Source organism: Psychrobacter sp. APC 3279 (assembly GCF_030407795.1).
Classification (GTDB): Bacteria; Pseudomonadota; Gammaproteobacteria; order Pseudomonadales; family Moraxellaceae; genus Psychrobacter.
Map to the genome: position 1 here is coordinate 101,494 of NZ_JASDCR010000008.1, position 26,534 is coordinate 128,027.

Below are 26,534 nucleotides of genomic sequence, written 5' to 3' on the forward strand. Positions count from 1 at the left end.
TACTCACTCTCTATAAAAAGCACACTATCCCTATTAAAACTAAGGGTGCACATTTTAACAACCCCGCCTATTTGTAAGGAATATCACATGGATTATCGCTCAAAAACTTCTACCGGCGGTCGTAATATGGCAGGCGCGCGCGCATTATGGCGTGCAACCGGCATGACTGACGGCGACTTTGGCAAGCCAATCATTGCGATTGCTAACTCTTTTACCCAGTTTGTACCCGGCCATGTGCATCTAAAAGACCTTGGACAGCTGGTCGCCCGTGAGATTGAGCAAGCAGGCGGCGTTGCCAAAGAGTTTAATACCATTGCGGTCGATGATGGTATTGCGATGGGCCATAGCGGTATGTTGTACTCGCTACCAAGCCGTGATTTGATCGCTGATTCTGTCGAGTATATGGTCAATGCCCACTGTGCAGATGCGCTAGTTTGTATTTCTAACTGTGACAAAATCACTCCGGGTATGTTGATGGCCGCCATGCGCCTTAACATTCCAGTGGTGTTTATCTCAGGTGGCCCAATGGAAGCGGGCAAAATCTTAGCCAGTACCGTTGGTAAGAGCCACAATACCGATAGTAGTGACAGCAGTGCTGTTCGCAAACTTGACCTAGTCGATGCAATGATGGACGCGGCTGATGATAGCATCAGTGATGAAGACGTCGCCGCTATCGAAGCTTCAGCCTGCCCTACTTGTGGTTCGTGCTCTGGTATGTTTACAGCCAACTCGATGAACTGCTTGACCGAAGCTTTAGGCTTAGCTTTACCAGGTAATGGCTCACTGCTAGCTACTCATTCATTACGCCGCGAGCTATTCTTAGAAGCGGGTCGTACCATTGTGTCGCTTGCTAAACGTCGTTATGAGCAAGATGATGACTCTGTACTACCACGCTCTATCGCTACCAAAGCCGCTTTTGAAAATGCCATGAGCTTAGATATCGCTATGGGCGGCTCAACCAATACCATCTTGCATCTACTTGCTGCGGCCAATGAAGCAGAGATCGATTTTAAGATGGCTGATATTGACCGTTTAAGTCGCGGTGTACCTTGTCTGGCAAAAGTAGCCCCTGCCTCACAGAAATACCATATGGAAGATGTGCATCGTGCTGGCGGTGTCTTTGCATTACTCGCTGAGCTTGATCGCGCTGAGTTATTAAAGACTGACGTGCCGACTATTCATAGTGCAACGATGAAAGAAGCAATCGACAAGTGGGACATCATGAACCCTGATAATCATGAAGCTCGCGCACGCTTCCTTGCAGCACCTGGTGGCGTACGTACCACAGAAGCGTTTTCACAATCAAAAGAGTGGTCAAACCTCGACGTCAACCGTGAGTCAGGCTGTATCCGTAGTGCCAAACACGCCTACTCTACAGATGGCGGCTTAGCCGTACTATATGGCAATATCGCCGAGCGAGGCTGCGTGGTCAAAACCGCAGGCGTCGACGAAAGCATCTTAACCTTTACTGGTCGCGCACGTCTATTTGAATCACAAGACGATGCGGTTGCTGCGGTACTGGCTGACCAAATTGTTGCAGGCGATGTCGTCATCATTCGCTACGAAGGCCCTAAAGGCGGCCCTGGTATGCAAGAAATGCTTTATCCAACGACTTATCTCAAGTCAAAAGGATTGGGTAAAGAATGCGCCCTACTGACTGATGGTCGTTTCTCTGGTGGTACATCAGGTCTATCAATTGGTCATGCTAGCCCAGAAGCTGCTGAAGGCGGTGCGATTGGTTTGGTTGAAGAAGGCGATAGTATTCATATCGATATCCCAAATCGTACCATCAACATGCAAGTAAGCGATGCAGACTTAGCTGCTCGCCGAGAAGCTATGGAAGCGCGTGGTCGTGATGCATGGAAGCCTGTCAACCGTGATCGTCATGTCTCGCCAGCATTACGTGCTTATGCGGCTATGACTACCAGCGCTGATACTGGTGCCGTACGTGACGTGAGTCAAGTGGAGCGCTAGTCTGTAAGCTATCAATGCTCCAGACATACTGATAAAAACATATTAAGCCTGCGCAATGCAGGCTTTTTTTTCACCAAAAAACAACGTAGCTGTCGTTTTGATAACTATTTTTTGCGGTAATTATTTTATTTTGACGTCATGATAAAGAGTATCAGTGACTGACTATCAACTATTGCTGTTAATTGTCATCAATATATAGAATTACCCTCATAAAATCGACCCTTAAAACATAACGACGTGCGTAAACCTTATGATTGAAAAATATAACTTATTCTTATTAATCTGCGGGATTGCCTTTTTACTAGGGGCATTGTTTCCTGTTATTTTTAAGCGCACCTCTATCTCATTACCGATGCTCCAAGTCAGCTTCGGTCTGATGATGGGCTACTGGTGGACGTCTTTATCCTTTTTAGACCCACTTGATAACGGTTTACTCATCGAAAAACTGACTGAGATTGTTGTATTGGTCTCATTGGTTGGTGCTGGTATTAAAATCGATACAGAGTTGTCTTGGCGATTGTGGCGCCCAACAGTAAGACTGCTACTTATCACCATGCCTATTGGTATTTTTGCGATGGCAGTCTTGGGGTATTACGCGTTTGGTTTGAGCCTTGGTGCAGCTATTTTATTAGGTGCAGTGTTAGCGCCTACTGATCCCGTGTTAGCTTCGAGCATTCAGGTGGGACCTCCCAATACAGGAGGAGAAGACACACCGCGTTTTACCTTAACGTCAGAGGCCGGGTTGAACGATGGTCTGGCTTTTCCATTTGTGTATCTAGCGATTAAAATTGCGGAAGCATTCAATGAAGGCAAAGCCTTTACTTACGAGATGCTATGGTCGTGGTTTACTCATGACGTTTTGTGGAAGATTGGCGCAGGTGTAGTGGTAGGTGTGTTGGTTGGTAAAATATTGGCCAAAGTCGTGTTTTCTAAACATACCCGTGAGACTACCATCTCGCAAGGCTATGTGGTTATTGCATTGACGCTACTAGCCTATGGACTTGCAGAGTATGTACACAGTTATGGCTTTATCGCTGTATTCGTGGCCGCATTTGCGTTTCGTCGCTCAGAGTGTGAGCATACTTATCATCAAAAACTGCATGATTTCGCTGAGCAATCAGAAGGCTTACTGATGTCATTGGTGCTAGTTATCTTTGGTATGTTCCTAGGTCAAGGGCTGCAGGCAGGTGTCGAGTTGACATGGCGCGTCTATATCGTCAGCTTTACCTTCCTATTACTTATACGTCCAATCGGTGGATTTATTGCCTTATCAGGATTGAACCTACCCCATACCGAGAAATACGCGATATCGGCTTTGGGTATTCGCGGTATTGGTACTTTGTATTATCTGTCCTATGCGCTCAATCAAGGATTCTTCGCGGATGAAGATGCGCTTAAATTGTGGATTGTCTGTTCGATTGTTATTTTGACTTCTATCTTTATCCATGGTCTTAGCGCATCAAGATTGCTTAAAATGACACCAAACAAGCAGCATTAAAATTAATGCTGCTTATATTTGAAACAGAATCAATTCGCGATTAAAACTAGCATAATTAAAGCATCTCTTCTACCCAGCTTAAGACGGCTTCTGTCAGTGCAAACTGACGAACGTCATTGAGCATGGTGGTATCAAAATTGTGAATAAAAGCAAATGACAATTGGCGCTTAGGGTCGCACCAAGCAACCGAACCGTTATATCCCATATGCCCAAATCCTGATAATGCAGGACTCATCCTCTTATCCGTATCATCGTTGTTAGCATATAAGCTGAATAATCTATGGTAGCCCAATCGCCATTTCATAGCCGCTGGCATAACCGCATCTAAACCCTCAACCTGCGGAGTAGATAACTGCTCAAAAGTAGCACTATCAATCAGCGTTTTCCCTCGCCATACACCGCCATTAGCGAGCATTGCATAAATCGTTGCCAGTGCTTTAGCGGAAGCGACACCATTTGCCGCTGGAATGACCGCCTGTAATGTTTGACGCTTATGATAATCAAGGGCATGTTTGCCAGCAGGTATCAGCGCCGCCTTATAGTTTTTTAGATTGAGCTGACTGGTATTGAAATATAAGCTATTAATACGCGCAGTATTTAAGATAGGCTGTGCGTTATCAGTATCAGAGCTATCTAGCTTTTCATCAAGGCTGTCATCAAGGCTACTTTGCGTCTCAGCTGCACGCTTGTCGTTTATCATTTTCTGCTGCCAGCAATGATAACTAGGTAAGCTTGCATAAGTACGTAAAGTCTCTTTAGAGTCTACTTTTAAGGTTGGTTTTTGACGTCTCGATTTTAATTGAGCACTCGTATCCTCTGATTCTTCAAAATTTTTGGCCAATTTTGCTACCTGATCTACTTTACTATCCGGCACACCAAAATAGCAGCTGTCGGCGATACCCAGAGGCTTCGTTAGATACTGGCGCAGTGCTTCAGCAAACGATAGATTCGTGACTGCCTCTACTAAGCCGCCCAATATCCAACCATAGACCAATGCACTATAGGCGCTGTCATATTTGGTCGCATCTTCGGGAGAGGTAATGGGCATCGCTGCAATGTGGCGCAGCATCGTACCCCAATCAAGCACCATCTCGCTATCGACATCGATACTTTGAATCGAAAACAAATCAGCTTGATGTGACATGACTTGTCGCAACGTAGTTTGGTCTTTGCCGCTTGCAGCAAATTCTGGCCAGTAATAGGCAATAGGTTTGTCATATTCAAGCAGCTGCTGCGAAACCAGTACATGAACCAACGTTGCCAATACCCCTTTACCGGTAGAGAAATTAATGGCCAACGTATCGGGCTGCCACGGCATATCAGGACGCGCCATACCTGTACTGGCTTGCGCAATACACTGACCTGCTTGATACACGACCACAGCCCCGCCAGCAGGTGCATCATCAAGCTGCAACCTTGTCAGTAATTGCTGTAAACTTTTTTGTAAGTCAACGTTTATAGATGTATTAGAATTTTCTGTATTATGATCCATTATTATTACCTTGCTCCAGTGATATGAATTATTGTATTTTTAAGATGATAGTAATACACAAGCTATATAAAATATTCGAACCAGTATAAATGAATTATGAGCCAATAAAAAAGGCCACCCATTGGTCGCCTTTTTTATTATTTGTTTCAATGATATTTTTAAAGTTTACTAACGTCTAAACGTTTAAGACAGCACTAATATTCAATGCCACAAATCTAGTTAACGCGGTACTAGCAAACGATTATGAACTTCTTGTTCAAGCTTGGTCAAACCATGACTGCGACCACGTTCCATAGCCGTATCCATCTTACGTCCACGTAACCATCCTGCCCGCAGCGCTATTGCAGCTCCTACTCTATTACCCGACCCACAGTGCATAGCGATTTTTTTGCCATGGTGCTGGCGCAATACATTATCAAATGCCAATATCTTAAGCTGCTTTAGCTCTTTAGCACCGCTGATAGGCAGCTGTTCGTAGTGCATACCTGCTTGCTCAACTGCTGATGCCTCATCAAAGCTTAACTCGTCATCAGGCTGCAAGTTGATGACCAGCTCGACGCCCGATTTCGCTAAAGCCGCAACTTTTTCGTCATCTAATGCACCGCACACGATAGTGTTTGCATCTGGACGAAAATAAGGCTCAAAGATATCGGCCAAATCAACGCCATTATCGGCACTAATATAGATGTTAGCGCCGCTATCATTAGCGGCGACCGTATCGGTTGCTATCGAGCTATCTGTTTGATCTACGTCTATCGCGTTTTCTTCTGAAGGCATGTTTTGTGAAGTCATAATAATAAAGATGTACGTTAAATATGGCTGTTAAAATAGAAGCTTTAAGATGCTTATGCTACTTGCTGTCGCTCTTTAGGGTTACAACACCCGCCAAATGCGGTTTATTGTTTTTAGAGCTATACAGTCCAAACTCACAAGTATCATCTACAGTTGTAAGCTGGGCTACTGGCTCAGCAATCAGCTCTACTTCAGCTGGCAAAAAGATAGGCAGCTTAAATGAAACGTCAATTGTGTAAGCATCAGGCAAGTCACCCATTAGAGCAAGGCACTTAGCCTTTGACCACATACCGTGTGCAATCGCTTTAGGAAAACCAAACGCACGTGCTGATAGTGGATGCAAATGAATTAAGTTAAAATCGCCTGAGACAAATGCATAACGACGACCGATATCTTCTGGCACTTCAAAAATGCTATGAACACCTTCTTCGTTTACTTCAGGCTTGACCATGACCGGACGCGGCGCGCTCTTTTTATCTTTACTGCTAGGTTTTTTGCTACGTGATAAATAAGTCGACGTGCCTTCCCAGATGACTTCATCTTCTGACTTTACAATAGTGACAAAGTCAAACTGCTGACCTTGGGCATGATCGCGCAGGTTATCAAAAGTGACCGACATTGCTACCGTTTCACGCTCTCCAATCGGACGATACTGGGTGACGCTATTATCGACATGGACAAGACCTAACATAGCAAATGGGAATGGCTCTTTGACCATCATGTTCATCTGCAGCGTCTGTGACAATACCGAAAAGTAAGTCGCTGGCACTTTCCCATCATCAGCAAAACCGCAAATTTTGCGATAGTCGTCTAGGTTTTCTTGATCGATATGCAAGTCATCTACATAGTAAGTAGATTGTGGCAACTGGTCTCTACTGACTTTGCCACCATTACCGATAGGCAATAAGCTTTTGACAATATTTGCATAAGTGGTGTGCGCTTTTGGCAACGCATCATAATGTTTGTCTGACATAAGTACATCCTAAGTGTGGCTTGAACAAGTTCTTTAACGTATATAAAGACAATCTGCAGTCATTGACTAAAGCCTACTATTAAATCATCTAATAAGCATTAAATTTAATCAACCTCATGAGTATCTTTAATAGCAAAAAATAGTTTGGCTATTGGTTCTTGTGTTTTTATCATAAAAAAGCCACCCTTGGGCAGCTTTATTACACTTTATCAGAGATTATTTCGTAAGCATATGTGATACAAACGAGAAATAATAGCTCATATGATACAACTACTGTCTCTATCTGTACCTTGTTTCTCACATATACTTATTAATTAATCAACATTATGCACCAAGTAAGCTTTGACCACAGACGCGAACCGTGTTGCCATTTAGACCGCCAGACGCAGGTGACGCGAACCATGCGATAGTCTCAGCCACATCTACTGGCAGGCCACCTTGGCTCATTGAGTTCATGCGGCGACCAGCTTCACGAATAGCAAATGGAATGGCTTCTGTCATTTGGGTTTCGATGAAACCAGGAGCGACTGCATTGATCGTCATGCCTTTAGCATTGTCTTCTAATTGCTTGGCAGTTGCGTTAACCAAACCAATTACCCCAGCTTTCGAAGTGGCATAGTTGGTCTGACCCATGTTGCCCGCGATACCTGAAATTGATGACACACATACGATACGTGCGTTTTCTTTCAACACATCGTTATCTAACAAGTAGCGGTTCAATCTAGCGATACTGCCCAAGTTGATATCAATGACCATGTTCCACTTTTTCTCATCCATCTTAGCCAACGTCTTATCGCGAGTCACGCCAGCATTATGGATGATTGAATCTAGACCACCACGTTTTTGAGCAGCGTCAGCGATTTCTGCACCAGCATCTTCACTAGTGATATCTACTGTCAAAGCAGAACCACTGATTTCGCTAGCAACTTTTTGTAGGTCAGCTTGCTGCTGTGGTACATCTAGACAGATAACATGCGCCCCTTCACGAGCCAATACACGAGCGATAGCTTCGCCAATACCGCGACTTGCGCCAGTCACTAGCATAGTTTTGCCGCCCAAAGGCTGGTTCCAGTCAACATCGACTGAGCTGCCTTTACTGACACGTACTACTTGTCCTGATACATAAGCTGAACGAGCTGAGGTAAAAAAGCGTAAGGTTGAATCTAGGTTTTGCTCTGCGCCTTCTTCAACATAAATCAGCTGCGCTGTGATACCGCGCTTCAACTCTTTACCCACTGACTTCACAAAACCCTCAAGCGAGCGTTGAGCCATTGCTGTTTCAATATCAGTGATGTTCTCTGGCGTACGACCAACCACAACCACACGGCCTGATTTTTCTACGCGGCGTGCAACTGTATGGAAAAACTCATAAAGCTCTTTTAGCTGTTCAGCATTGCTGATATTACTGGCATCAAAAAGTAGTACTTTGAATTGATCATCGCTGCCCGTGTTGGCTTTTGCCTCTACGCCTGCATCAGCAAGTGCGTCTTTGATATCATCGCTGCTATTCACATATACTTCGGCATGGACGTCTGACAGGATACGGGCAACAGACTCACTGACACTCTTATCATCACCAGTAGCACGGCCAACCAATACACTACCACGCACTAGACGCTCGCCGCTTTCGAAACGATCAAGCGTCGTTGGCATTGGCAAACCTAAATTTTTTGCTACCTTTTTGCCAATAGAAGATTGAACAAAATCACCGTAACGGTCTGACATAATATAATCCTTATAATTAATGATTCGTATAATAATAAAAAATGCAATGAATCTATTATATAGAGACATCGTAATTATTTAAATTTAGTAAATCGCCTCAAAACTAGCCTAACTATACACTTCCCTTATAAACAAGTCCAAAAACAGATAATGTCTACAACAATCTGTAAACAAGTCAGTATACAAGCCAGTCGTTTTTAGCAGCGTTAAGCGCTACTATAACATGTTAAAATCTGACCTATAGGTTATGGCATACTTAATTATTGATAACAATATATTATCAAACGTACTGTTATGCAATGCTAATATTTCTTACTAGCCAGTCTATTAGAGCGATGCGTCATGGTCATGAATCTACTACCGACCTCATACAAGCGTCACATAGTTTGCTAAAGAGATACATTAAGTGAATAAAAAACGCCTTATGATAAACAGCTGTATTGCGTAATAAATGATAATATTTGCTTGTATAAAATAACTTAACTATTTTTTATTGTTACCTATCACTTTTTACTTCTACCCATACTTTTTAAGGATAATATTATGAGTAATAAAAACAATCATCCAGATAGCCCTGTTGTTGAAAGTACAGTTGTTAAAGCAACGGATACAAAATCAGATACAGCAAAAAAAGAAACCGCTGCAAAAAACACCTCGACTAAAGACACTAACGCTAAAGAAACTGCTAGCAAAAAAGCGGTCGATGAAAAAGTAGAAACCGCTGCTGCCAAAAAATCTGCTCCAGCTAAAAAAGCCAGCGAAACCAAACCAGCTTCAAACCTAAACCGTGTTGCTATTTTAGGTGGTAACCGTATCCCATTCGCGCGCTCAAATGGATCATACGCTGATGTTAGCAACACAGACATGCTAACAGCTGCATTGGACGGCTTGGTTGAGCGTTATAACCTGCAAGGCGAAACCGTAGGTGAAGTGGTATCTGGCGCAGTCATGAAACTTAGCCGTGATATCAACCTTACTCGTGAAGCGACATTGAATACCGCGCTGAACCCGCATACGCCAACTTATGATATCTCACAAGCTTGCGGTACTGGCTTACAAGCGACCTTTGCTTCTGCTAACAAGATTGCACTTGGTCTGATCGATTCGGCAATCACTGGCGGTGTAGATACTACTTCTGACGCTCCTATTGCTGTCGGCGATGGCTTGCGTAAAGTACTGATCAAACTTGGTGCGGCAAAAGACAACAAACAACGTCTAAAAGCATTAATGGGCTTAAATCCAAAAGACTTAATCGACTCACCGCAAAATGGTGAGCCACGCACTGGTCTATCAATGGGCGATCATCAGGCGATTACCACGCTTGAGTGGAATATCAGCCGTGAAGCGCAGGATGAGCTTGCATTTAACAGCCATCAAAACCTAGCACGCGCTTATGACGAAGGTTTCTTTGACGACTTGATCACGCCGTACAAAGGCCTGACTCGTGATAACAACTTGCGTCCAGATACTACATTAGAAAAACTGGGTAAATTAAAGCCAGTTTTTGGTAGAAAAAATGCTAACCCAACGATGACAGCTGCCAACTCTACGCCGCTTACTGACGGTGCTTCTTGTGTACTACTAGGTACTGATGAGTGGGCAAAAGAGCACGGTCTAAAGCCACTTGCTTATATCGTCCACCAAGAAACCGCAGCGGTAGACTTTATCGGTAAATCTGGCACCACAGAAGGCTTACTAATGGCACCAGCTTATGCGGTACCACGTATGCTTGAGCGCGCTGGCCTGACTCTACAAGACTTTGACTTTTATGAGATTCATGAAGCCTTCGCTTCACAAGTACTATCAACTCTAGCTGCTTGGGAAGATGAGAAATTCTGTGAAGAGCGCTTAGGCTTAGATGCACCACTAGGGTCTATCGATCGTAGCAAATTAAACGTAAACGGTTCATCACTAGCGGCAGGTCATCCATTTGCAGCAACTGGTGGTCGTATTTTAGCTACTGCTGCTAAATTATTGGATCAAAAAGGTTCAGGCCGTGCACTTATCTCTATCTGCGCAGCAGGTGGTCAAGGTGTGACTTGTATCCTAGAAAAATAAGCTTGGTCACTTTTAAGTGAAAAAGATACGCTGACTTATTATTTTAATCAGTACATATCTATCAATAAAAAAATGCCCTTTAATTTATTTAAAGGGCATTTTTTATTGTCTGTACTTTGCTATGATAGAAACGACCTAGATAGTAGCCTCTTAAAAAAGCCGATACGCAAAACAAAGGTAATATTTATGGGTAAGACAAAAATTTTATTAAGAAAAATGAGGCAAGTCATTTTTGGCTCTGAAAAACTGGTGATGACAGAACCGCTTACAACCGCTGATTTTCAATCTCTAACGACTGAGGATGATTTAGATCGGTACAAACAAGAACAAGCCATTCTTTCTGAACGCATAGAAAAAGACATTCTTGATGATGAACTGCGTCGAAAAATGCACCAAGACTTAATCGATACATATGATGAAGAACTAGAAAATGAAATAGATGACTATGCACGTGATTTTCGTTTTAACGGACGTGAGATGAGCGAGCAAGAAAAACTGGATCGACGTACCTACTTCCATGAATTGGTAAGACTACAGCGAGAACTAATAAAATTACAAGACTGGGTAGTTGCACACGGTGAGCGTATTGTCGTTATTTTTGAAGGGCGGGATTCTGCTGGTAAAGGTGGTGCCATTAAACGCATTACCCAACGATTAAACCCACGCGTTTGTAGGGTAGCTGCCCTACCTGCTCCCACCGAGCGCGAGCAAACGCAGTGGTACTTTCAACGTTATGTAGCACACTTGCCAGCAGCAGGCGAAATCGTATTGTTTGACCGCAGTTGGTATAACCGCGGTGGTGTTGAGCGTGTCATGGGATTTTGCACCGATGCACAATATGAAGAGTTTTTTCAATCAGTACCAGAGTTTGAGCGTATGCTCGTACGCTCAGGCATTCGCTTAGTAAAATACTGGTTTTCTATCACTGATGATGAGCAACATGCACGATTTATGAGCCGAATATATGATCCGCTTAAGCAGTGGAAACTCTCACCAATGGACCTACAGTCGCGCAGACGCTGGGAAGATTACACCAAAGCAAAAGAAACCATGTTTGAGCGTACTCATATTCCTGAAGCACCCTGGTGGGTTGTCGAAGGCAATAACAAGAAGCGGGCGCGATTAAATTGTATCGCCCATTTGCTCGACCAAATCCCTTACAAAGAAGTGCCTCGTGACGAAATTGAGTTACCCAATCGCAAACGCGATGATGAGTACTACCGCGAACCTATTCCCGATGATATGTATGTACCGCCTCGTTATTAAGCGACTAGCACCTACTACTATAAAAAATTAAATACACTTGATATAAAAAAGCAGCCTTACTAAATAATAAGGCTGCTTTTTTATATTAATAAGTTAAAAACCACAGCCAAACTTATTAAAGATACAGGTGTGATTTCTAGATATTACCTAGTTATTAATAGATACTACATAGTATAAGTCGATTGCAAGCTATCGATTTTTCCAGCTAGCAAACGCTCAACTTCATTCTTGATTCTTTGGCCAGAGACATCACTGCCAATTTGTACAGCAAACCCTGCTGGGCGACTGCCTTGACTCTTAGAGTTAATCCAAACCACCTTACCATTCATTGGTAGGCGTTCACTAGAGTTAGGTAGCGTGATAGCAATAAACACTTCATCACCCAATTGCTGAGGTTTGTCAGACGGTACAAATAAAGCGCCATTACTGACAAATGACAAATAGCTGGCATATAACATTTCGATACTTTCATAATGACAGGTTAAAATCCCGCCACGTCCTGGCATTGCCATAGTCAGCTTCCTTCATCAACTGGGTTTAATATGTTTATATAAATAATCGATAGTATATAGTTAAGAACAATTGCAAATTTTCGAACACTAACTAAGCGTTAAAACATGGCTCTATAAGCTTGCTAACTCTTGCATTAGCTTATCATAGGCAAATTTTTCTTGCACATTTTGTTGCAGCGCAATTTTGGTCTGCTGCACACTGTTAGCAAATGCCTCTAACCCGCTATCAGTAGGCTGATAAGTAGCCAATATCGTTGATAGATTGACATCCTTTTGTAGTTCAACAAGGCCCAAACAGACACGGCGCATATCAAGGAGCATCAGCTCAGACAGCTGTATAAATTCTTTAATATTAAGCTGACCTTGCCAATAATCACTTGCCGCCACGCCACTACGTTTACCACTACGTAGCGCCTGCCATGTGGTCAGCCATAAGCTGCGCTTGCTATACCACGGTGCTTGCGCTAAGGCGATAGCAGCTAATGGTGCACCATTGGCTAGTTGTATCAACTGCTCAATCGCAGCGGTACCGACGGCTTCGCGGTTAATCGTATGACCTAGCGCCTGCGTTACATAATCGACAGCAACAGTCGGCTCAATCGTCTGTAGTGCCAACTGTTGCACACGACTCTTAATCGTTGGCAACAGCTGAGCAGGTGTATCACTAATCAAAAACAGATGCACTTGCGCTTGTGGCTCTTCCAATGTCTTAAGCAGCGCATTGGCAGCGGCCACTGTCATTTTTTCAGCGTGATCTAGTACACAGATGCGCATCCCTTGCCCGCCTTGATAAATAAAAGGCTGCAAAGCACGAATATCATCTACTTTGATCTTAAGTGCGCTATTGCTAGTAGCTTTAGCGCCTTTTTTATCTTTTGTACTGCTTGATTTTTCTTGAAGCGCATCGCTTTCGGCACTGATAGGCATACTAACGAGTGGTAATACTTGTAGGCTCGGATGAGTTCCCGATTTGAGCCACTGACAGCTCTCACATACTTCGCAAGCACCTAGTGGGTGCGCGCCACGCTCACGGCACAATAGCCAAGCGACCAATCGCCATACAAAGGCACGTTTACCCATACCTTGCATACCAGCAGCGAGCAATGCATGCGGCAAAGACTGCTGCTTAAGTACGCGCTCGGTCAACTGTAACCACAGTACTTTTTGCCATGGCAGTAGTGGCGCAAAATACATACGGTCTGTGTTATCTAGTGTGTCCATATTTCCTGTCAAATTATTCATGGTTATGGCTCTATCACATTGATTAGATATTTCAGGTGTAGCCACAACAACGATACTTTAGCGTTGTAGGAAGCTTAGAATCACACGCAACTTTGCTCAGACTATTACTTAGTAGGGTTTTGAAAGTTATCTAAGCTCATCGCGTTTAGACGGTCTAGATCCTCTTGTGTATCGACACCCGCTGGTAGCTGACAGGCCGCTTCTGCGATTGCGATATGCTGCCCATTTTCTAAAACACGTAATTGCTCTAAGCTTTCGAGTATCTCAAGTGGCGTTTGTGTCCAGTTTACGAACTGCTGTAATAGACTGACACGATAAGCATATAAACCCAAATGGCGATGGGCGTTCTTTGGTGGTTGCATCTGGTTATTATCAGCTAATACAACATCACGATCACAAGGAATCGGTGCGCGGCTAAAATAGAGCGCACGCTGTAAGTTATTAGCAAATTGGCTGACTACTTTTACTACCGATGGTCTTTGGAACGTATCATAGTCATCGATAGGCTCACAGAGTGTGGCCATCACGCTATCCTCATCCGCTACCAAAAGCGCCTGTACTTGCTCCAAAAGCAATGGCGGTACAAGTGGCTCATCACCTTGCATATTCACCACAATATCGTGGTCAGCCCAACCTTTGATAGCTGCTACTTCTGCCAAACGATCCGTCCCTGAAGCATGTTCGCTACTGGTCATAACCACATCAAAACCTGCATCGGTGCAAACTTTTGCAATTTGCTCATCATCAGTCGCTATACACATGTCATCAGCAAAACTTGCTGTCTGCGCTTTTTCTGCTACCCAAAGTATCATCGGCTTACCATGAATAGTTAGCAATGGCTTACCAGGTAAACGCGTACTCTTAAAACGCGCAGGAATCACGATATGGGTTTTGGCGGGCGTGGTGGCGAACGACATGGCGTATTCCTATAAAAATTATACAAAGATTTAAAATATTAGCTGATATTTATAATGGGGCTGACGTGTTCATATTATGGTCGATACGAACCCCTAGCGCCTTTAGTTGCTCATCTAGATTATGATAACTATTCTCTGATAATACAGCCGTCACTGGCAATACCCATAGTCTACTGACAAGTTCTACATACTCATCATTGAGTGCTTGCGTCGCTGTATAGTCTGCCAATAATGCGTTGATTTTTACCGCATCTTTACTGGTTACGATGATAGGATAATCACCATATTGTAAAAGCTCAGCCAAACTAAAATCATAGTGATCAGGGTAAGGATGCCCCATGACCTCAAAGCCAATAGATTCTAAGGTATCAAAAAACCGCTGTGGATAGCCGATACCACTAACAGCATGGATGCGGCTGTTATTAGTAGGCATCACAATATTTATTTGAGCTGCACTCGATGTAGGATTCCATAGACGTTGCAACTCAGCTGGTTGCAAATGCATGGTCAAACGGTCAGCAGACTGTATCTTATTACCGCTTCTAGAAGTCTGAGTTAAATCAGTACTTGGCTTTTCATGATAGATAACATTTGCACCCTCTAATCGTGACATCGGCTCACGCAAAAAACCTGTTGGCAATAGCTGCTTGTTACCAAACCCACGGGCGGCATCTACCACAATCCATTCGATATCACGCTGTAGTGCATAATGCTGCAAACCATCATCTGCAATAATCAACTGCAAATTCGGCTCTGCCTTCAATAAAGTGGCAATCGCTTGCTGACGATTGGGACACACTGCCATAGCAGCGCCTGTCATATGAGCAATCAAACACGGCTCATCCCCGACTATATGAGGTAAGCTGGTAGCACTAACCAATGCTGGCATTTGACTCGTATCACCACCATACCCGCGACTGATTACCCCTACTTTTACGCCTTTTTTCTGTAAGTAGTTGACCAGAGCAATAATCAGCGGCGTCTTACCACTACCGCCCACACTGATATTACCAATGACCATCACGGGAATAGGTGCTCGATAGCTTGATAATAGGCCAACCTTATAAGCCTGACGACGCAGCAAAGTGATGAAACCGTATAACCAACTGATAGGCAGCAACAACCACAACCAAACAGCTTGACGTTGCCATGCTCGGGTAATTGTCGTCTCAATACTCATTAATCAATATCGCTTATCTTATTGGTTCATGGCTGCGTAAAAGTTGGCTAAAAACTTCTAAACTGACTACTCAAAATCTCGAGCATACATTTGCGCATAGTGACCTTGCAGTTGCATTAGCTCATTGTGCGTTCCTAATTCAACAATCTGACCACCATCCATCACAGCAATACGATCCGCTGATTCAATAGTCGTCAATCGATGGGCAATGACCAATGTAGTACGGTCTTTCATCACATTATCTAGCGCTTGCTGGATATAATACTCAGACTCATTATCAAGCGCGCTAGTGGCTTCATCTAAAATTAGAATCGGAGCATCCTTTAGTAGCGCGCGAGCAATAGATAGTCGCTGACGCTGACCACCAGATAACTGCAACCCTTCAGCACCAATTTCGCTTTGATAGCCGTTTGGCATTTTCATAATAAAGTCATGAGCGAAAGCATCTTTTGCTGCTCGTTCAACCTCAGCTTGAGTCTTGTCAGCTAGGCTGCCATAAGCAATATTATTAAATACAGTGGTGTTAAACAATACTACCTGCTGGTTCACCATTGCAATCTGGGCACGCAAACTCTCTAACTTAATGTCTTCGATTGGCATGCCATCTAGTGTGATTTGCCCTGAGGAAGTCTCTAGAGTTCGTGTTAATAAATTAACCAATGACGACTTGCCCGCGCCACTTCGCCCTACTAATGCAACTGTCTCGCCTGCTTTGATGTTCAAGGTAAAGTCACGTAGAGCCACCGTCGAATCTGGATAAACCAAGCTGATATTGTCTAACGACATTTGCCCTGATAGCGCTTTACTGATTGTGCCTGTATCTTCCTCTTCTGGCTCATCAAGTAGCGCAAAAATCGACTCACCAGCAGCCAGACCTTTTTGCAGCTTCTGATTAATATCAGTCAGCGAACGTACTGGCTTACTCAATAACCCTGCAGCTGCAATGTAAGAGATGAACTCACCTGCTGAAATATCATCTATTACTGCAGGTCGCAGCGCAAGCCAGACGACAACGGCCATCGCAATCGCCATCAACAGCTGTACGGCTGGCGTATTAATACTATTGGTAACAACTACCTTCATACCTTGGCGTAGGTTTTTCTTCGATGTTTTGTCAAAACGTGCTGACTCGTATGATTGACCACCGTAGTTTTTGACCACTTGATAGCCGCCGATGACTTCATTGGTAATGTGACTGACATTACCCATCGTCTTTTGGATACCTTTTGAGAGCTTAAGATAGCGCTTTGATGCAATGCGTACCAGCCATAGTATTGGTGGCAAGACAACAAACAAAATAAGCGTTAGACGCCAATTGCTATAGAACAAAAAACCAATCAACGCGACAACGGTCAAACCATCACGTAGCAAGGTCTTCATTGAGTCTGTACTGGCGGCCGTGACCTGTTCAACATCAAATATTAATTTCGATGAAATCGTACCAGCTGGATTGGCCAAATAAAACGAGCTAGGTAAGCGCAGTAATTTATTAAAAACTTCTACACGTAGCTCATAGACTAAGTTGCGTGAGACCAATGCAGAGTAATAGTTACCCAAAAAACTACCAACCCCGCGCACAAAGAATAGCAATATAATCAATAGCGGAAATAAGGCTTGTTTGCTTCGATCATTCTGATTGATAGCATCAGTAATATATTGCAGAAGCTTGGCAGTCCAAATCTCTGTCCCTGCATTAATCGCAAAACCTAACGCCGTCAGTAGCAATGCCCACCAGTAAGGCTTTAAATACCTTAATAAGCGTAATAACGTCTTACTTTTAGGGGTAACGGGCGATACTGCCGATGCATTTTTAGCAGAAGATTTTTTAGAGTCAGGTAAATAAGCTTGGCTCATAAAAGCCTCAATTTGGGTATCGTGGTATGAATGGGCTGTGTGTCACACAGTTTTATGATGGTAAGGCTATATATGTTATTGCGGCAGCGTTTGGCCAAGTGGTACCACTGTACTGATGTTTAAATTCAAAAACCCGAGCTTTCCAGCAATATCCATTACTCGTACCACAGACTGATGAGTCGCATTGGCATCCGCTGCAATGACAAATAGCATATCGCGATTGCTGCCCGCCTCTTGCTGCAACATACTGGTCAGTTCAGCCTCATTGCTACTAGCAAGTGTAATGCCGTTGACCAAATAGCTACCATCTTCTTGCACAGCTACTTCGATACTGTTGTTTTGTTCTGTCAGTGCAACACCTTCCGCTTCAGGAAGGATAATATTTAAACGACTAAAGTGATTGAATGAGGTAGCAAGTAATAAAAACACAATCAAAAACAGTAAACAATCAATCATCGGTGTCAGATTAATTTCAAGCGGTTCAACCGTTGGTTTTCTAAAACGCATATCAATCTCTTTAATTCAGCTACCATTTATAGGCTCAAGACATCTATCTTTAGAACCGCATTGACTACACTGCCGCTATGCTGGTCTTATCAGAATCCAACCCACCGAATGAACGTTCTTGCACAATACTATCTTCTATTGACAGACGGCTAGAAGATGTAGATGGCTGCGTACTAGCAAGTAAGTGATAATCATACAGCTCTTGAATCATAAGCCCTGCTTGAGTCTCAAATTGAGCATTTATATCAATGATACGGCGCTGAAAATAACGATAAGCAACCAACGCAGGGATAGCAACAATCATACCAGCAGCGGTAGTGATTAGTGCCTGTGATACGCCAGCGGCTAGCATCGTCGGATCTTGCATGGCACCATCGGTAATCGCCAAGAATGATGATATGATCCCTAGTACCGTACCTAATAGGCCAAGTAACGGCGCAATGGCACCAATTGTACCCAACATATTGATGTTTTTTTCTAATTGATGAACTTGTACACTGGCACGATTTTGCATGTGCATCGTCATCGACTCTAGCCCGTACTGACGGTAAAGCAAACCCGTTGCCAAGATATCGCCAAGCGCCGTCTTTTCTTTTACATTCATCAATTGTGTGCGGCCAATATCGCCATTTTCACGTAAACGAGTTATTAGCTGTTCGCGCAACCTGCTAGGAGCAACTTTGTTAAACTGTAGCGTATGGCTACGTTCAATGATGATGACTAATGCCAATATAGAACAGACCACGATAGGTGTCATTAGCCAGCCACCTGCTTTTACCAACTCCCACATATCTACTCTCTTCCGTATTTTTGCAAAAATAGTTGTTCAGAGGCGACTTAGCATTTGAATAGATACGGCTAACTCGCAAACGTTCTTAAGCCTGAGCTTCTATATGTTTAATCAGCGCAGCTAATTGATCTTGATTGTGGAAAAATATCTCAACACTACCTTGACCATCTTTTTTATGTTTTAGTTTGACTTCAGCACCAAGCATGTCTGTCAATCTTTGGGTCAAACGCTCTACATCACGAGATTGTGCTTGTTCAGCACGATTGATTTTGGGCGCTGGCTGCAAGATTGATTTGACCAACTTTTCAGCTTCTCGCACGGTCATACCGCCATCAATAATTTTTTGCGCGATGATAGGTTGTTGTTCAGAGGACAATGCTAAAAGTGTACGAGCATGACCCATATCTAGCGCACTGTTGGCTAAATGGTTTTTTACTGTATCATGCAGCTGATTTAAACGAAGTAGATTCGATACTGTCGTACGCGCCTTTCCAACGACTTCAGCAATCATGGCATGACTCATACCAAACTCCGTATGAAAGCGCTGCAATGCTGCCGCCTGCTCAATCACTGACAAGTCTTCACGCTGAATATTTTCAATCAGTGCTAATGCAATTGCCAACTCATCAGATAAGGCACGCTCAATCGCAGGGATAACCGCTTTTCCTGCCATTTTTGCTGCGCGCCAGCGGCGTTCACCAGCGATAATTTCGTGAGTGACAAATGCTTCACTCTTATCTTCGTTTGCCAACAGTGGACGGATAACGATAGGCTGCATCACGCCATGCTGCTCGATAGAAGACGCCAATTCTGCAAGTGCTGTCTCACTCATATCACGACGAGGCTGATACTTACCTGCTTGCAAGCGTGTGACATCGATTTGTACAAGGCTAATCTGATCTTCGGTTGCGCTCGTATCTGCACTATTGCCACGCGATTTGTTGAGCGACGCCTTGCTGGTAGCACGAGGTGAACGTGGCGCGCGAGCACTACTCTCACTAGCAGCATCGTTATCAGTAGTCTTCACAGATGATTTTTTACTGGCTTTTGTCGGAGTGATATCAGGCGCTATATCTGTGGATACAGTATTTACAGGCGCATTAGTATCTACAGGCACATTAATATCTGGCGCAGCATTTTCACGCGCCACCATGTCGTCTTGCAAGGCAGAGGCGGTAATTTGCTTTTCTTTTTTGATTGACCCTAATAAGGCATCTAAGCCCCGATTAGCAGCCAACCCTCTTTTCTTCGCCATGATTACCTATCCTCTAACGCTAAAATAAAAGCCAATTGATTAATGATGCGGCTTACTAAATACAATATTAAGTGTTCTATACTTATGCTATTCATTCACTGTGCTGATCAGTGACGCTTTTTATCTAAAAATCCTTTGTAAGAGATTTTAGATAAAAACTAGCTACTTTGTTTCATCACTTCAGCAGCCAACTTTTGATACGCGCGCGCGCCTTTTGACCATCTCTCATACGCAATAACTGGTAAGCCGTGCGCAGGGGCTTCTGCCAAGCGAATATTCCTTGGAATATGAGTCTTGTACATGATATCGCCAAAGTGCGCTTCTAGCTCAGTAGAGACATCACGGGCAAGCGTGTTACGCGCATCAAATAGCGTTCTGACCACACCGCGAATATATAGCTTAGGGTTCAACTCTGTTAGGCGTTCAATCGTTTGTGATAAGTCAGCCAACCCTTCTAATGCATAATACTCACACTGCATAGGGATAATCACACTGTCCGTAGCCACCAACGCATTAATCGTCAGTAGATTCAAACTAGGCGCACAATCGATTATCACATAATCGTATGGCTGTTTTTGTGTGGATACCTGATCGTTAACCAATTCGGCCATCGCAGTCTTAAACAGCTCATGACTGTCCGTCTTACTCATCAACGTAATGTCCATGCCAGCCAAATCTCGATTGGCACCGATGACATCGAACCCTGCAGGACTAGTAACAATTGCTTCAGACAGCGCGACACCATCTAGCAAAACGTCCGCTATGGTAAGATCTAACTCGTTTTTGTCAACGCCTGTACCACTGGTCGCATTACCTTGTGGGTCTAAGTCAATCAGCAGTACATGCTTGCGTTTAGCAGCCAAGCTGGCGGTCAAATTTACTGCCGTTGTGGTTTTACCCACACCGCCTTTTTGATTCGCAATTGCTATGATTTCCATACACTCACTCAATTTTATTAGGGTCTATTACTTTTGACTCGGTTGGTACAATTATTTTTTTATTCAATCTTATACAGCGACACTCGCTCAGCATTTAAAAATAAGCAATTTATGGTCTAAAATGCTCAGTTTGCGGTCGAGCATTTTAAATGCTTTTAAATACTATGTCATTTAGATACAGACGTAAACTGTGTTTCACAAAAAACAGTGCCTGTTTCATGACTGCGAAGTATTTATGGCTTAACTGTCTTTAGCAGACATTTCAATTAAATGACGACTGTCGTGCAAACGTGGCACCGTCAGTTTAATGGTTTTGATATGCCAATCGCTATCGAGTGCTTGCAGCTCTTCTTCACTCGGCACTTTACCTTTCATAGCACATAAAAAGCCGCCATCTGCCAATCTTGGCTGCGCTACTTCTACAAAATCTATCAAACTGGCGAACGCTCGTGATGTCACCACCGCATAACTTGCTTCATGCGCTTCAATACGCGATGCGATCGGCTGCATATTACTCAAGCCAAGCTCGCTGCTAATTTGCTTAATAAAGCGAATTTTCTTCTGATTGCTATCAAGCGCAGTACACTGGCGCTCAGGCTGACAAATGGCAATAATAACTGCTGGCAACCCTGCTCCCGTGCCGATATCTAGCAACGATCCGGCGGGTAAATGCGTTATAATAGACAGACAATCTATCACATGCTTGATCAGCGCTTCTTCTGGATCAGTGATGGCGGTCAGATTATACGCTTTATTCCATAGTAAAAGCTGGTCTAAGTACAATAATAACGTGCGCTGCTGCGTTTCACTTAACAGCAGACCCAGCTCATTTATCGCTTGCGCCAAAATATTAGCCAGCTTTGGCAGTTGCGCACCAAGCTTTACGAAACCAGCCGGATCAATATTGATATTACCCATACTAGCAGACGATGAAGAGTTTTTAGCGGAAGCTGACATACAACGAGTTATCCAGTTTTGACTTGTGAACCGTTTATTTTATCATGCAGTCTGCCCATTGAATAGTTGCAGATTGCGCCAATGTGGGACATCTTATACTATCTACGCTGATCATGAGGCGTTATTCTGCTTTGATTGCCTCCAATTCGCTGATTAAGTCATTCGTTTTTTACCAGTTTTACTCAATCATTTGTCTAAATATGATACAAAACTGCGCTTAATGACTTCGCTAATAGGTGACTATATCTTGTAAGATGTCATGATTGATCATAAAAAACTCAGAATAAGCATGAACAGATAAAACCAATCACTTCTCATATTCCTTTAATACTTTTTAAGATGATTTTTCAAACGCCTATGACAGAACAACCCTACACCCCTATATCGCAAGTATCAAAGGACGCTAACAATATGGTAGTACCTGCTACCGATACAAAAAAAATTAAGCAAATAGCACCTGATACCCCAAACCCTATATTCACAGAGGTTCAGCAAAATTGTCGCATTTCCGCTGAGCAATTAAAACGCTATAGCGACCCTGATGAATTACCTACAGATACACGCACTGCGCCTGACCTAGATGTTGGCTTTGGTCAACAACGCGCGCTCAAAGCATTGCATACAGCACTGGATATTAAAGCCAGTGGTTATCATGTGTTTGCCGCTGGTGAAAATGGTTTGGGCAAACGTACTGTCATTAGTCGTCTTTTAACGCGTATTGCCGCCGACGCACCGACGCCAGATGATTGGGTATACGTGCATAACTTTACCGATCCACGCACACCATTGGCGCTACGTCTACCAGCTGGTCAAGCCTCGCTATTACAGCAGCAAGTTAATAACTTATGGCAGCAAGCAAAAAAGCGTTTAAGCCAACGCTTTCGTAGCGATCAATACCAGAGCAAAATCGAAGCCATCAAAAACAGTACTCATCAAAAAGAAAGTCATGCCTATGACGCGCTTAATGCTGAAGGCAAACAATATGACCTAGCATTGACGTTTCGCTCGTTTGATAATAAAGCCGTATTTGTTCATCCTAGTCAACTGCCTACAGAAAGTAATAGCGATGATAACAAGCAAATAAAAATACCTAGCAATCGTAAAGATTCAGAAAAGCTCGATGATAGCGAAAAAGTCAATATTTTGAGCAAAAAAAGTAATGAGAGTAAAGAAAACCAAGACTCTATATATAGCAATAATGAGTATGAAGCTGAGCTGAATAACTTTGTACAAAAGAACCATATGCAAAAGCGTCTGAGTCAATTGACTATCGCTTTAGAGCAACTAGAAGACGAAGCCAACGATGAGATAGAGGCATTACATCGTAATATTGCCCAACGTGCTCTACAGCCATTATTTACCTCTATCTACGAGCAGTTTGCGGCTCATCCACTTGTCGTGGCATATCTCAAGGCTGTATTTGATGACATGGTCGCTCACGTAGAGCGTATCGTCAATGGCGATGATGAGGAGTTTGTGACGGCAGTGTTGGCTACGACGCCCAGTCGTTATGCGGTCAATGTTATTGTCAGTCATACACCTGACAGTGGCGCGCCCGTGGTCTTTGAGGATTTGCCAACCCATCTCAATTTATTAGGGCATGTCGAGCAAATCACCCAATTAGGCACAGTAACCACTGACGTGAGTATGATTCGTGCAGGTGCGCTACATCGCGCTAATGGCGGCTATTTACTGTTAGAAGCTAGTCACGTACTTGAACATCCTTATGCATGGCAGGGCTTGAAGCGCGCATTACAATCACGAAAAATAAAACTATCAAGTCTAGAGCAAATGCTGACGCTGACCGGTAGCTTGTCTCTGTCACCAGCGCCTATTGATTTAGATATCAAAGTTATCTTGTTAGGTGAAGCAGATTTATATTACGAGCTACTAGAGCTTGAGCCTGAATTTGATGCGGTATTCAAAGTCCGAGCTGACTTTCATGACGATGTGCCTCGTACCATTGAGCATGAATTGGCACTGGTCGCAAAAATGGCCGATATCATCGACTATGCCGACCTTTATCCGTTTGATAGTAGCGCGCAGGCCACACTACTTGAGCACTTAAGCCTGCAAGCTGAAGAACAAGATCGCTTAAGCCTACACAGTGACTTATTGATTAAACTACTGCATGAATCAAACCGTCATGCTCGCTTAAATAATGAGGCGATGGTCACGGCAGATCATGTCACTCAAGCAATCGATGACATGGATGAGCGTTCAGGATATTTGCGCGATCTGTATTGGGATGAGCTGAAAAATGGCCAACAGCTGATTCAAACGCAAGGCGATGCTATCGGACAAGTTAATGCATTGACCGTGGTCAGTTATGCTGATAGTGAGTTTGGCATGCCAGCACGGCTTACTGCGGTCATTCAGCCCAATATTGGCACAGGTGAAATTCTTGATATTGAGCGTGATGTAGACTTGGGCGGTAGTTTACACGCCAAAGGCATGCTGATTATGACCAGCTATTTGCGAGCGCTGTTTAGTCAACATCATGCACTGAATTTTAGTGCCTCACTCGCGTTCGAGCAGAGCTACGCGCAAATCGATGGCGATAGTGCCACCGTTAGCGAAGGCTGTGCATTGCTATCAGCTTTAGCAAACGTTCCCATTAATCAGTCTCTCGCGATTACTGGATCTATGAACCAGCTAGGCGAAGTACAGGCAGTTGGTGGCATTAATGCTAAAATCGCAGGTTTTTTCGACGCCTGCCGCGAGCAAGAGCTAACAGGCGATCAAGGCGTCGTCATTCCGATGGCCAATGTCAAACAACTGATGCTACGTGACGACATTATTGATGCAGTAAATAGAGGCAAATTTCATATCTATGGCGTCTATACTTTAAGTGAGGCCCTGACGCTGATGACTGGTTTGCCCATCGACACCATGAATAAAAAAGGCCGTTATCGTAAAGATACTTTATTTGGCAAAGTATTAAGCCGTCTGATGCTGTGGGATGAAAACCAGGAAAGCACTGATGACATCGATGATGAAAAGTCCAAAAAGAAAGCGAAGAAAAAGCGTAAAGAAAAACGTCGAAAGAAAGAAGATAAGAGAATAAAAGAAAAGCGAAAAGGTGAGAGAAGTGATAAGAAAGGTAGCGAGGAAAGTAACAAACAAAGCGATGCTAAGCCTATTGATGACACCCTAAACGATAGTCAGACAACAGCTGTCGATGAGGATGGCAATTAAAATTTAAACGGTACTACCGATACGCACATTGCTGTTCGACTAGATTCATTGTTATATCTATGGCTAGATCGAGCAGCAACCATCGAATAGCAACTATTAAATAAACATACGCATGCATGAACGTCGCTAGACGCTACGCTGCTTTTCTGCGATGATTAACGGTTCCTGATCGAGTAATATCGTGCCAGAAACCGACTTGTAACTTCATAAAGGGTATCTCTTAATGACTGTACATCCTACTGATGCTGATAACAGCCAAGCTCAGTCCAATCCTAGTGAGCAGGCAGGTGCGCTTGCAGCTGTAGACACTGGTCACTCAAAAGAGGTCAATGCCGCCAATATTAGTGACAATCGACATGGTGCGGCAACGACTGCTCGGCAATGGCAGGTACTATCACAGCTACAGCGCAATCGCTGGGTAGGCACCACGCATATTTATGAGCAGCTGATGATGGCAGGCTTTGATATCAGCCTACGTACTGTCCAACGCGATTTGAATGCCCTTGCCAAACGCTTCCCTATCGAAAAAAACAATGCTAACCCTCAAGGTTGGCGCTGGAAAGAAGACGCCCCATTACAAAGCTTGCCGCATATGAACTTATCACAAGCGGTTGCTTTTAATATGGTTGAGGCCAATCTGACCCAGCTACTGCCACCTGTTATCTTAGATGAATTATTTCCTTGGTTTGACTTAGCACGACGACAGCTCAAAAACAGCAAAGTGACCCACTCTTGGATAGACAGAGTGCGTATTGAGCCTGCCACACAGCCGCTTATTGCACCAGATATAGATTTGGATAGTAAAGATAATATTTACCATGCCCTATTTTATCAGCTGCAGATTCATGCTTGTTATACTCGTAGCAACAAATTACAAGCCAGCGAATATATCCTAAATCCAATCGCGATTATCCAGCGCGGCGTGATTATCTATCTGCTGGCAACTCGTACTGACGATCCAGAAGCCACCATTCGCACCTTTGCTTTACATCGTTTTGATAGTGTTGAGATTCTCGAAACCGCTGCAAAAACGCCAGAAAACTTTCAACTCGATACGTATTTGGATGAAGGCAGCATGGGCTTTAGCCACCCACTGTTTGGCGAATTGGACGAGCGTGGCAAGAATACCGCTGTTGAGCTTAGGTTCACTAGGCAAGCAGGTAAAAGTCTGACCGAAAGTAAACTTAATGACGATCAAACCGTGACGCTAAATGAGGATAACACCCTTACTGTAAAAGCCACTGTTAACTTGACCTCACAGCTGGTTTGGTGGCTACGTGGATTTGGTAGTGGGTTATTAGATGCTAAGCCTGAGCTGCTCTATCAAGCAGTATTAGATAAGTCTTCGACAGCAATCAATGAGTGACATCACTGACCTGAGATAGGCTAACATTCGCACGCCTTAA

At 43.7% G+C, this 26,534-nt stretch carries 20 protein-coding genes; 6 read left to right on the forward strand and 14 right to left on the reverse strand.

Features of this window, described 5'->3' with window-relative positions; translation table 11 throughout:
- Window positions 1-87 precede the first annotated feature (87 nt).
- Together ilvD and QL898_RS05880 are read left to right on the forward strand one after the other, a co-directional pair.
- On the forward strand, window positions 88-1,974 hold the full coding sequence (gene ilvD / locus QL898_RS05875) for a dihydroxy-acid dehydratase (protein WP_057759459.1): 1,887 nt from the start codon (window positions 88-90) through the stop codon (window positions 1,972-1,974).
- Between the two features lie 250 nt (window positions 1,975-2,224).
- On the forward strand, window positions 2,225-3,472 hold the full coding sequence (locus tag QL898_RS05880; protein WP_290176147.1) for a cation:proton antiporter: 1,248 nt from the start codon (window positions 2,225-2,227) through the stop codon (window positions 3,470-3,472).
- Between the two features lie 55 nt (window positions 3,473-3,527).
- Here the strand turns inward: QL898_RS05880 and QL898_RS05885 are convergent, their stop codons facing one another.
- From QL898_RS05885 to QL898_RS05900, 4 genes are all read right to left on the reverse strand, one after another.
- On the reverse strand, window positions 3,528-4,964 hold the full coding sequence (locus QL898_RS05885) for a serine hydrolase domain-containing protein (RefSeq protein WP_290176148.1): 1,437 nt from the start codon (window positions 4,962-4,964) through the stop codon (window positions 3,528-3,530).
- Window positions 4,965-5,183: 219 nt separating this feature from the next.
- Complete coding sequence (locus QL898_RS05890; protein WP_290176149.1) at window positions 5,184-5,756, reverse strand: sulfur transferase domain-containing protein; 573 nt, start codon at window positions 5,754-5,756, stop codon at window positions 5,184-5,186.
- Window positions 5,757-5,814: 58 nt separating this feature from the next.
- The gene (locus QL898_RS05895; protein WP_290176150.1) at window positions 5,815-6,729 is read right to left on the reverse strand and encodes a MaoC/PaaZ C-terminal domain-containing protein; all 915 of its coding nucleotides are present in this window, start codon (window positions 6,727-6,729) and stop codon (window positions 5,815-5,817) included.
- A 324-nt stretch (window positions 6,730-7,053) separates the two neighbouring features.
- Window positions 7,054-8,454 (reverse strand): 3-oxoacyl-ACP reductase, encoded by a 1,401-nt coding sequence (locus QL898_RS05900; protein WP_290176151.1) that lies wholly within the window; start codon window positions 8,452-8,454, stop codon window positions 7,054-7,056.
- 543 nt (window positions 8,455-8,997) lie between these two features.
- Between QL898_RS05900 and QL898_RS05905 the strand changes: the two genes are divergently transcribed.
- Both QL898_RS05905 and ppk2 read left to right on the forward strand, forming a co-directional pair.
- On the forward strand, window positions 8,998-10,512 hold the full coding sequence (locus QL898_RS05905) for an acetyl-CoA C-acetyltransferase (protein WP_290176152.1): 1,515 nt from the start codon (window positions 8,998-9,000) through the stop codon (window positions 10,510-10,512).
- Window positions 10,513-10,698: 186 nt separating this feature from the next.
- A complete protein-coding gene (gene ppk2 / locus QL898_RS05910) occupies window positions 10,699-11,778 on the forward strand; it encodes a polyphosphate kinase 2 (RefSeq protein ID WP_265089146.1) in 1,080 nt (359 codons plus the stop codon).
- A 164-nt stretch (window positions 11,779-11,942) separates the two neighbouring features.
- Here the strand turns inward: ppk2 and QL898_RS05915 are convergent, their stop codons facing one another.
- The 10 genes from QL898_RS05915 to rsmG form a co-directional block, all read right to left on the reverse strand.
- Window positions 11,943-12,290, reverse strand: coding sequence for a PilZ domain-containing protein (locus QL898_RS05915; protein WP_101205408.1), 348 nt, complete (start codon window positions 12,288-12,290; stop codon window positions 11,943-11,945).
- A gap of 111 nt (window positions 12,291-12,401) precedes the next feature.
- Entirely contained in the window at window positions 12,402-13,532 is a 1,131-nt protein-coding gene (locus QL898_RS05920; RefSeq protein ID WP_290176153.1) for a DNA polymerase III subunit delta', read from the reverse strand.
- 104 nt (window positions 13,533-13,636) lie between these two features.
- Window positions 13,637-14,449 carry a 3-deoxy-manno-octulosonate cytidylyltransferase gene (gene kdsB / locus QL898_RS05925; protein ID WP_290176154.1) on the reverse strand — a complete coding sequence of 271 codons (813 nt, stop codon included), beginning with the start codon at window positions 14,447-14,449 and terminating at the stop codon, window positions 13,637-13,639.
- A 49-nt stretch (window positions 14,450-14,498) separates the two neighbouring features.
- The gene (gene lpxK / locus QL898_RS05930; protein WP_290176155.1) at window positions 14,499-15,629 is read right to left on the reverse strand and encodes a tetraacyldisaccharide 4'-kinase; all 1,131 of its coding nucleotides are present in this window, start codon (window positions 15,627-15,629) and stop codon (window positions 14,499-14,501) included.
- A 66-nt stretch (window positions 15,630-15,695) separates the two neighbouring features.
- Window positions 15,696-17,483 carry a lipid A export permease/ATP-binding protein MsbA gene (gene msbA / locus QL898_RS05935; RefSeq protein WP_290176156.1) on the reverse strand — a complete coding sequence of 596 codons (1,788 nt, stop codon included), beginning with the start codon at window positions 17,481-17,483 and terminating at the stop codon, window positions 15,696-15,698.
- A gap of 75 nt (window positions 17,484-17,558) precedes the next feature.
- Complete coding sequence (locus tag QL898_RS05940) at window positions 17,559-17,990, reverse strand: biopolymer transporter ExbD (RefSeq protein ID WP_057759437.1); 432 nt, start codon at window positions 17,988-17,990, stop codon at window positions 17,559-17,561.
- A gap of 64 nt (window positions 17,991-18,054) precedes the next feature.
- Entirely contained in the window at window positions 18,055-18,780 is a 726-nt protein-coding gene (locus tag QL898_RS05945; protein WP_201547396.1) for a MotA/TolQ/ExbB proton channel family protein, read from the reverse strand.
- 85 nt (window positions 18,781-18,865) lie between these two features.
- Window positions 18,866-20,035: a ParB/RepB/Spo0J family partition protein gene (locus QL898_RS05950; RefSeq protein ID WP_290176157.1), complete on the reverse strand. Its 1,170-nt coding sequence runs from the start codon at window positions 20,033-20,035 to the stop codon at window positions 18,866-18,868.
- A gap of 158 nt (window positions 20,036-20,193) precedes the next feature.
- A complete protein-coding gene (locus QL898_RS05955; protein WP_102078567.1) occupies window positions 20,194-20,973 on the reverse strand; it encodes a ParA family protein in 780 nt (259 codons plus the stop codon).
- Window positions 20,974-21,213: 240 nt separating this feature from the next.
- Window positions 21,214-21,930, reverse strand: coding sequence for a 16S rRNA (guanine(527)-N(7))-methyltransferase RsmG (rsmG, locus tag QL898_RS05960; RefSeq protein ID WP_290176158.1), 717 nt, complete (start codon window positions 21,928-21,930; stop codon window positions 21,214-21,216).
- Window positions 21,931-22,341: 411 nt separating this feature from the next.
- Between rsmG and QL898_RS05965 the strand changes: the two genes are divergently transcribed.
- Window positions 22,342-25,128, forward strand: a complete 2,787-nt coding sequence (locus tag QL898_RS05965) for an ATP-binding protein (RefSeq protein ID WP_290176159.1) — start codon at window positions 22,342-22,344, stop codon at window positions 25,126-25,128.
- 223 nt (window positions 25,129-25,351) lie between these two features.
- Window positions 25,352-26,494, forward strand: a complete 1,143-nt coding sequence (locus QL898_RS05970) for a WYL domain-containing protein (protein WP_290176160.1) — start codon at window positions 25,352-25,354, stop codon at window positions 26,492-26,494.
- Window positions 26,495-26,534: the final 40 nt, after the last annotated feature.

What these genes read in the sequence shown, in the direction of transcription:
- QL898_RS05940 (WP_057759437.1), bottom strand. Translation starts at nt 17,990, where the DNA reads ATGCGTTTTAGAAAACCAACGGTTGAACCGCTTGAAATTAATCTGACA.
- QL898_RS05965 (WP_290176159.1), top strand. Translation starts at nt 22,342, where the DNA reads ATGGTAGTACCTGCTACCGATACAAAAAAAATTAAGCAAATAGCACCT.
- ilvD (WP_057759459.1), top strand. Translation starts at nt 88, where the DNA reads ATGGATTATCGCTCAAAAACTTCTACCGGCGGTCGTAATATGGCAGGC.
- QL898_RS05880 (WP_290176147.1), top strand. Translation starts at nt 2,225, where the DNA reads ATGATTGAAAAATATAACTTATTCTTATTAATCTGCGGGATTGCCTTT.
- kdsB (WP_290176154.1), bottom strand. Translation starts at nt 14,449, where the DNA reads ATGTCGTTCGCCACCACGCCCGCCAAAACCCATATCGTGATTCCTGCG.
- ppk2 (WP_265089146.1), top strand. Translation starts at nt 10,699, where the DNA reads ATGGGTAAGACAAAAATTTTATTAAGAAAAATGAGGCAAGTCATTTTT.
- QL898_RS05890 (WP_290176149.1), bottom strand. Translation starts at nt 5,756, where the DNA reads ATGACTTCACAAAACATGCCTTCAGAAGAAAACGCGATAGACGTAGAT.
- QL898_RS05900 (WP_290176151.1), bottom strand. Translation starts at nt 8,454, where the DNA reads ATGTCAGACCGTTACGGTGATTTTGTTCAATCTTCTATTGGCAAAAAG.
- lpxK (WP_290176155.1), bottom strand. Translation starts at nt 15,629, where the DNA reads ATGAGTATTGAGACGACAATTACCCGAGCATGGCAACGTCAAGCTGTT.
- QL898_RS05950 (WP_290176157.1), bottom strand. Translation starts at nt 20,035, where the DNA reads ATGGCGAAGAAAAGAGGGTTGGCTGCTAATCGGGGCTTAGATGCCTTA.
- QL898_RS05970 (WP_290176160.1), top strand. Translation starts at nt 25,352, where the DNA reads ATGACTGTACATCCTACTGATGCTGATAACAGCCAAGCTCAGTCCAAT.
- QL898_RS05955 (WP_102078567.1), bottom strand. Translation starts at nt 20,973, where the DNA reads ATGGAAATCATAGCAATTGCGAATCAAAAAGGCGGTGTGGGTAAAACC.
- QL898_RS05895 (WP_290176150.1), bottom strand. Translation starts at nt 6,729, where the DNA reads ATGTCAGACAAACATTATGATGCGTTGCCAAAAGCGCACACCACTTAT.
- QL898_RS05915 (WP_101205408.1), bottom strand. Translation starts at nt 12,290, where the DNA reads ATGGCAATGCCAGGACGTGGCGGGATTTTAACCTGTCATTATGAAAGT.
- rsmG (WP_290176158.1), bottom strand. Translation starts at nt 21,930, where the DNA reads ATGTCAGCTTCCGCTAAAAACTCTTCATCGTCTGCTAGTATGGGTAAT.
- msbA (WP_290176156.1), bottom strand. Translation starts at nt 17,483, where the DNA reads ATGAGCCAAGCTTATTTACCTGACTCTAAAAAATCTTCTGCTAAAAAT.
- QL898_RS05905 (WP_290176152.1), top strand. Translation starts at nt 8,998, where the DNA reads ATGAGTAATAAAAACAATCATCCAGATAGCCCTGTTGTTGAAAGTACA.
- QL898_RS05885 (WP_290176148.1), bottom strand. Translation starts at nt 4,964, where the DNA reads ATGGATCATAATACAGAAAATTCTAATACATCTATAAACGTTGACTTA.
- QL898_RS05920 (WP_290176153.1), bottom strand. Translation starts at nt 13,532, where the DNA reads ATGAATAATTTGACAGGAAATATGGACACACTAGATAACACAGACCGT.
- QL898_RS05945 (WP_201547396.1), bottom strand. Translation starts at nt 18,780, where the DNA reads ATGTGGGAGTTGGTAAAAGCAGGTGGCTGGCTAATGACACCTATCGTG.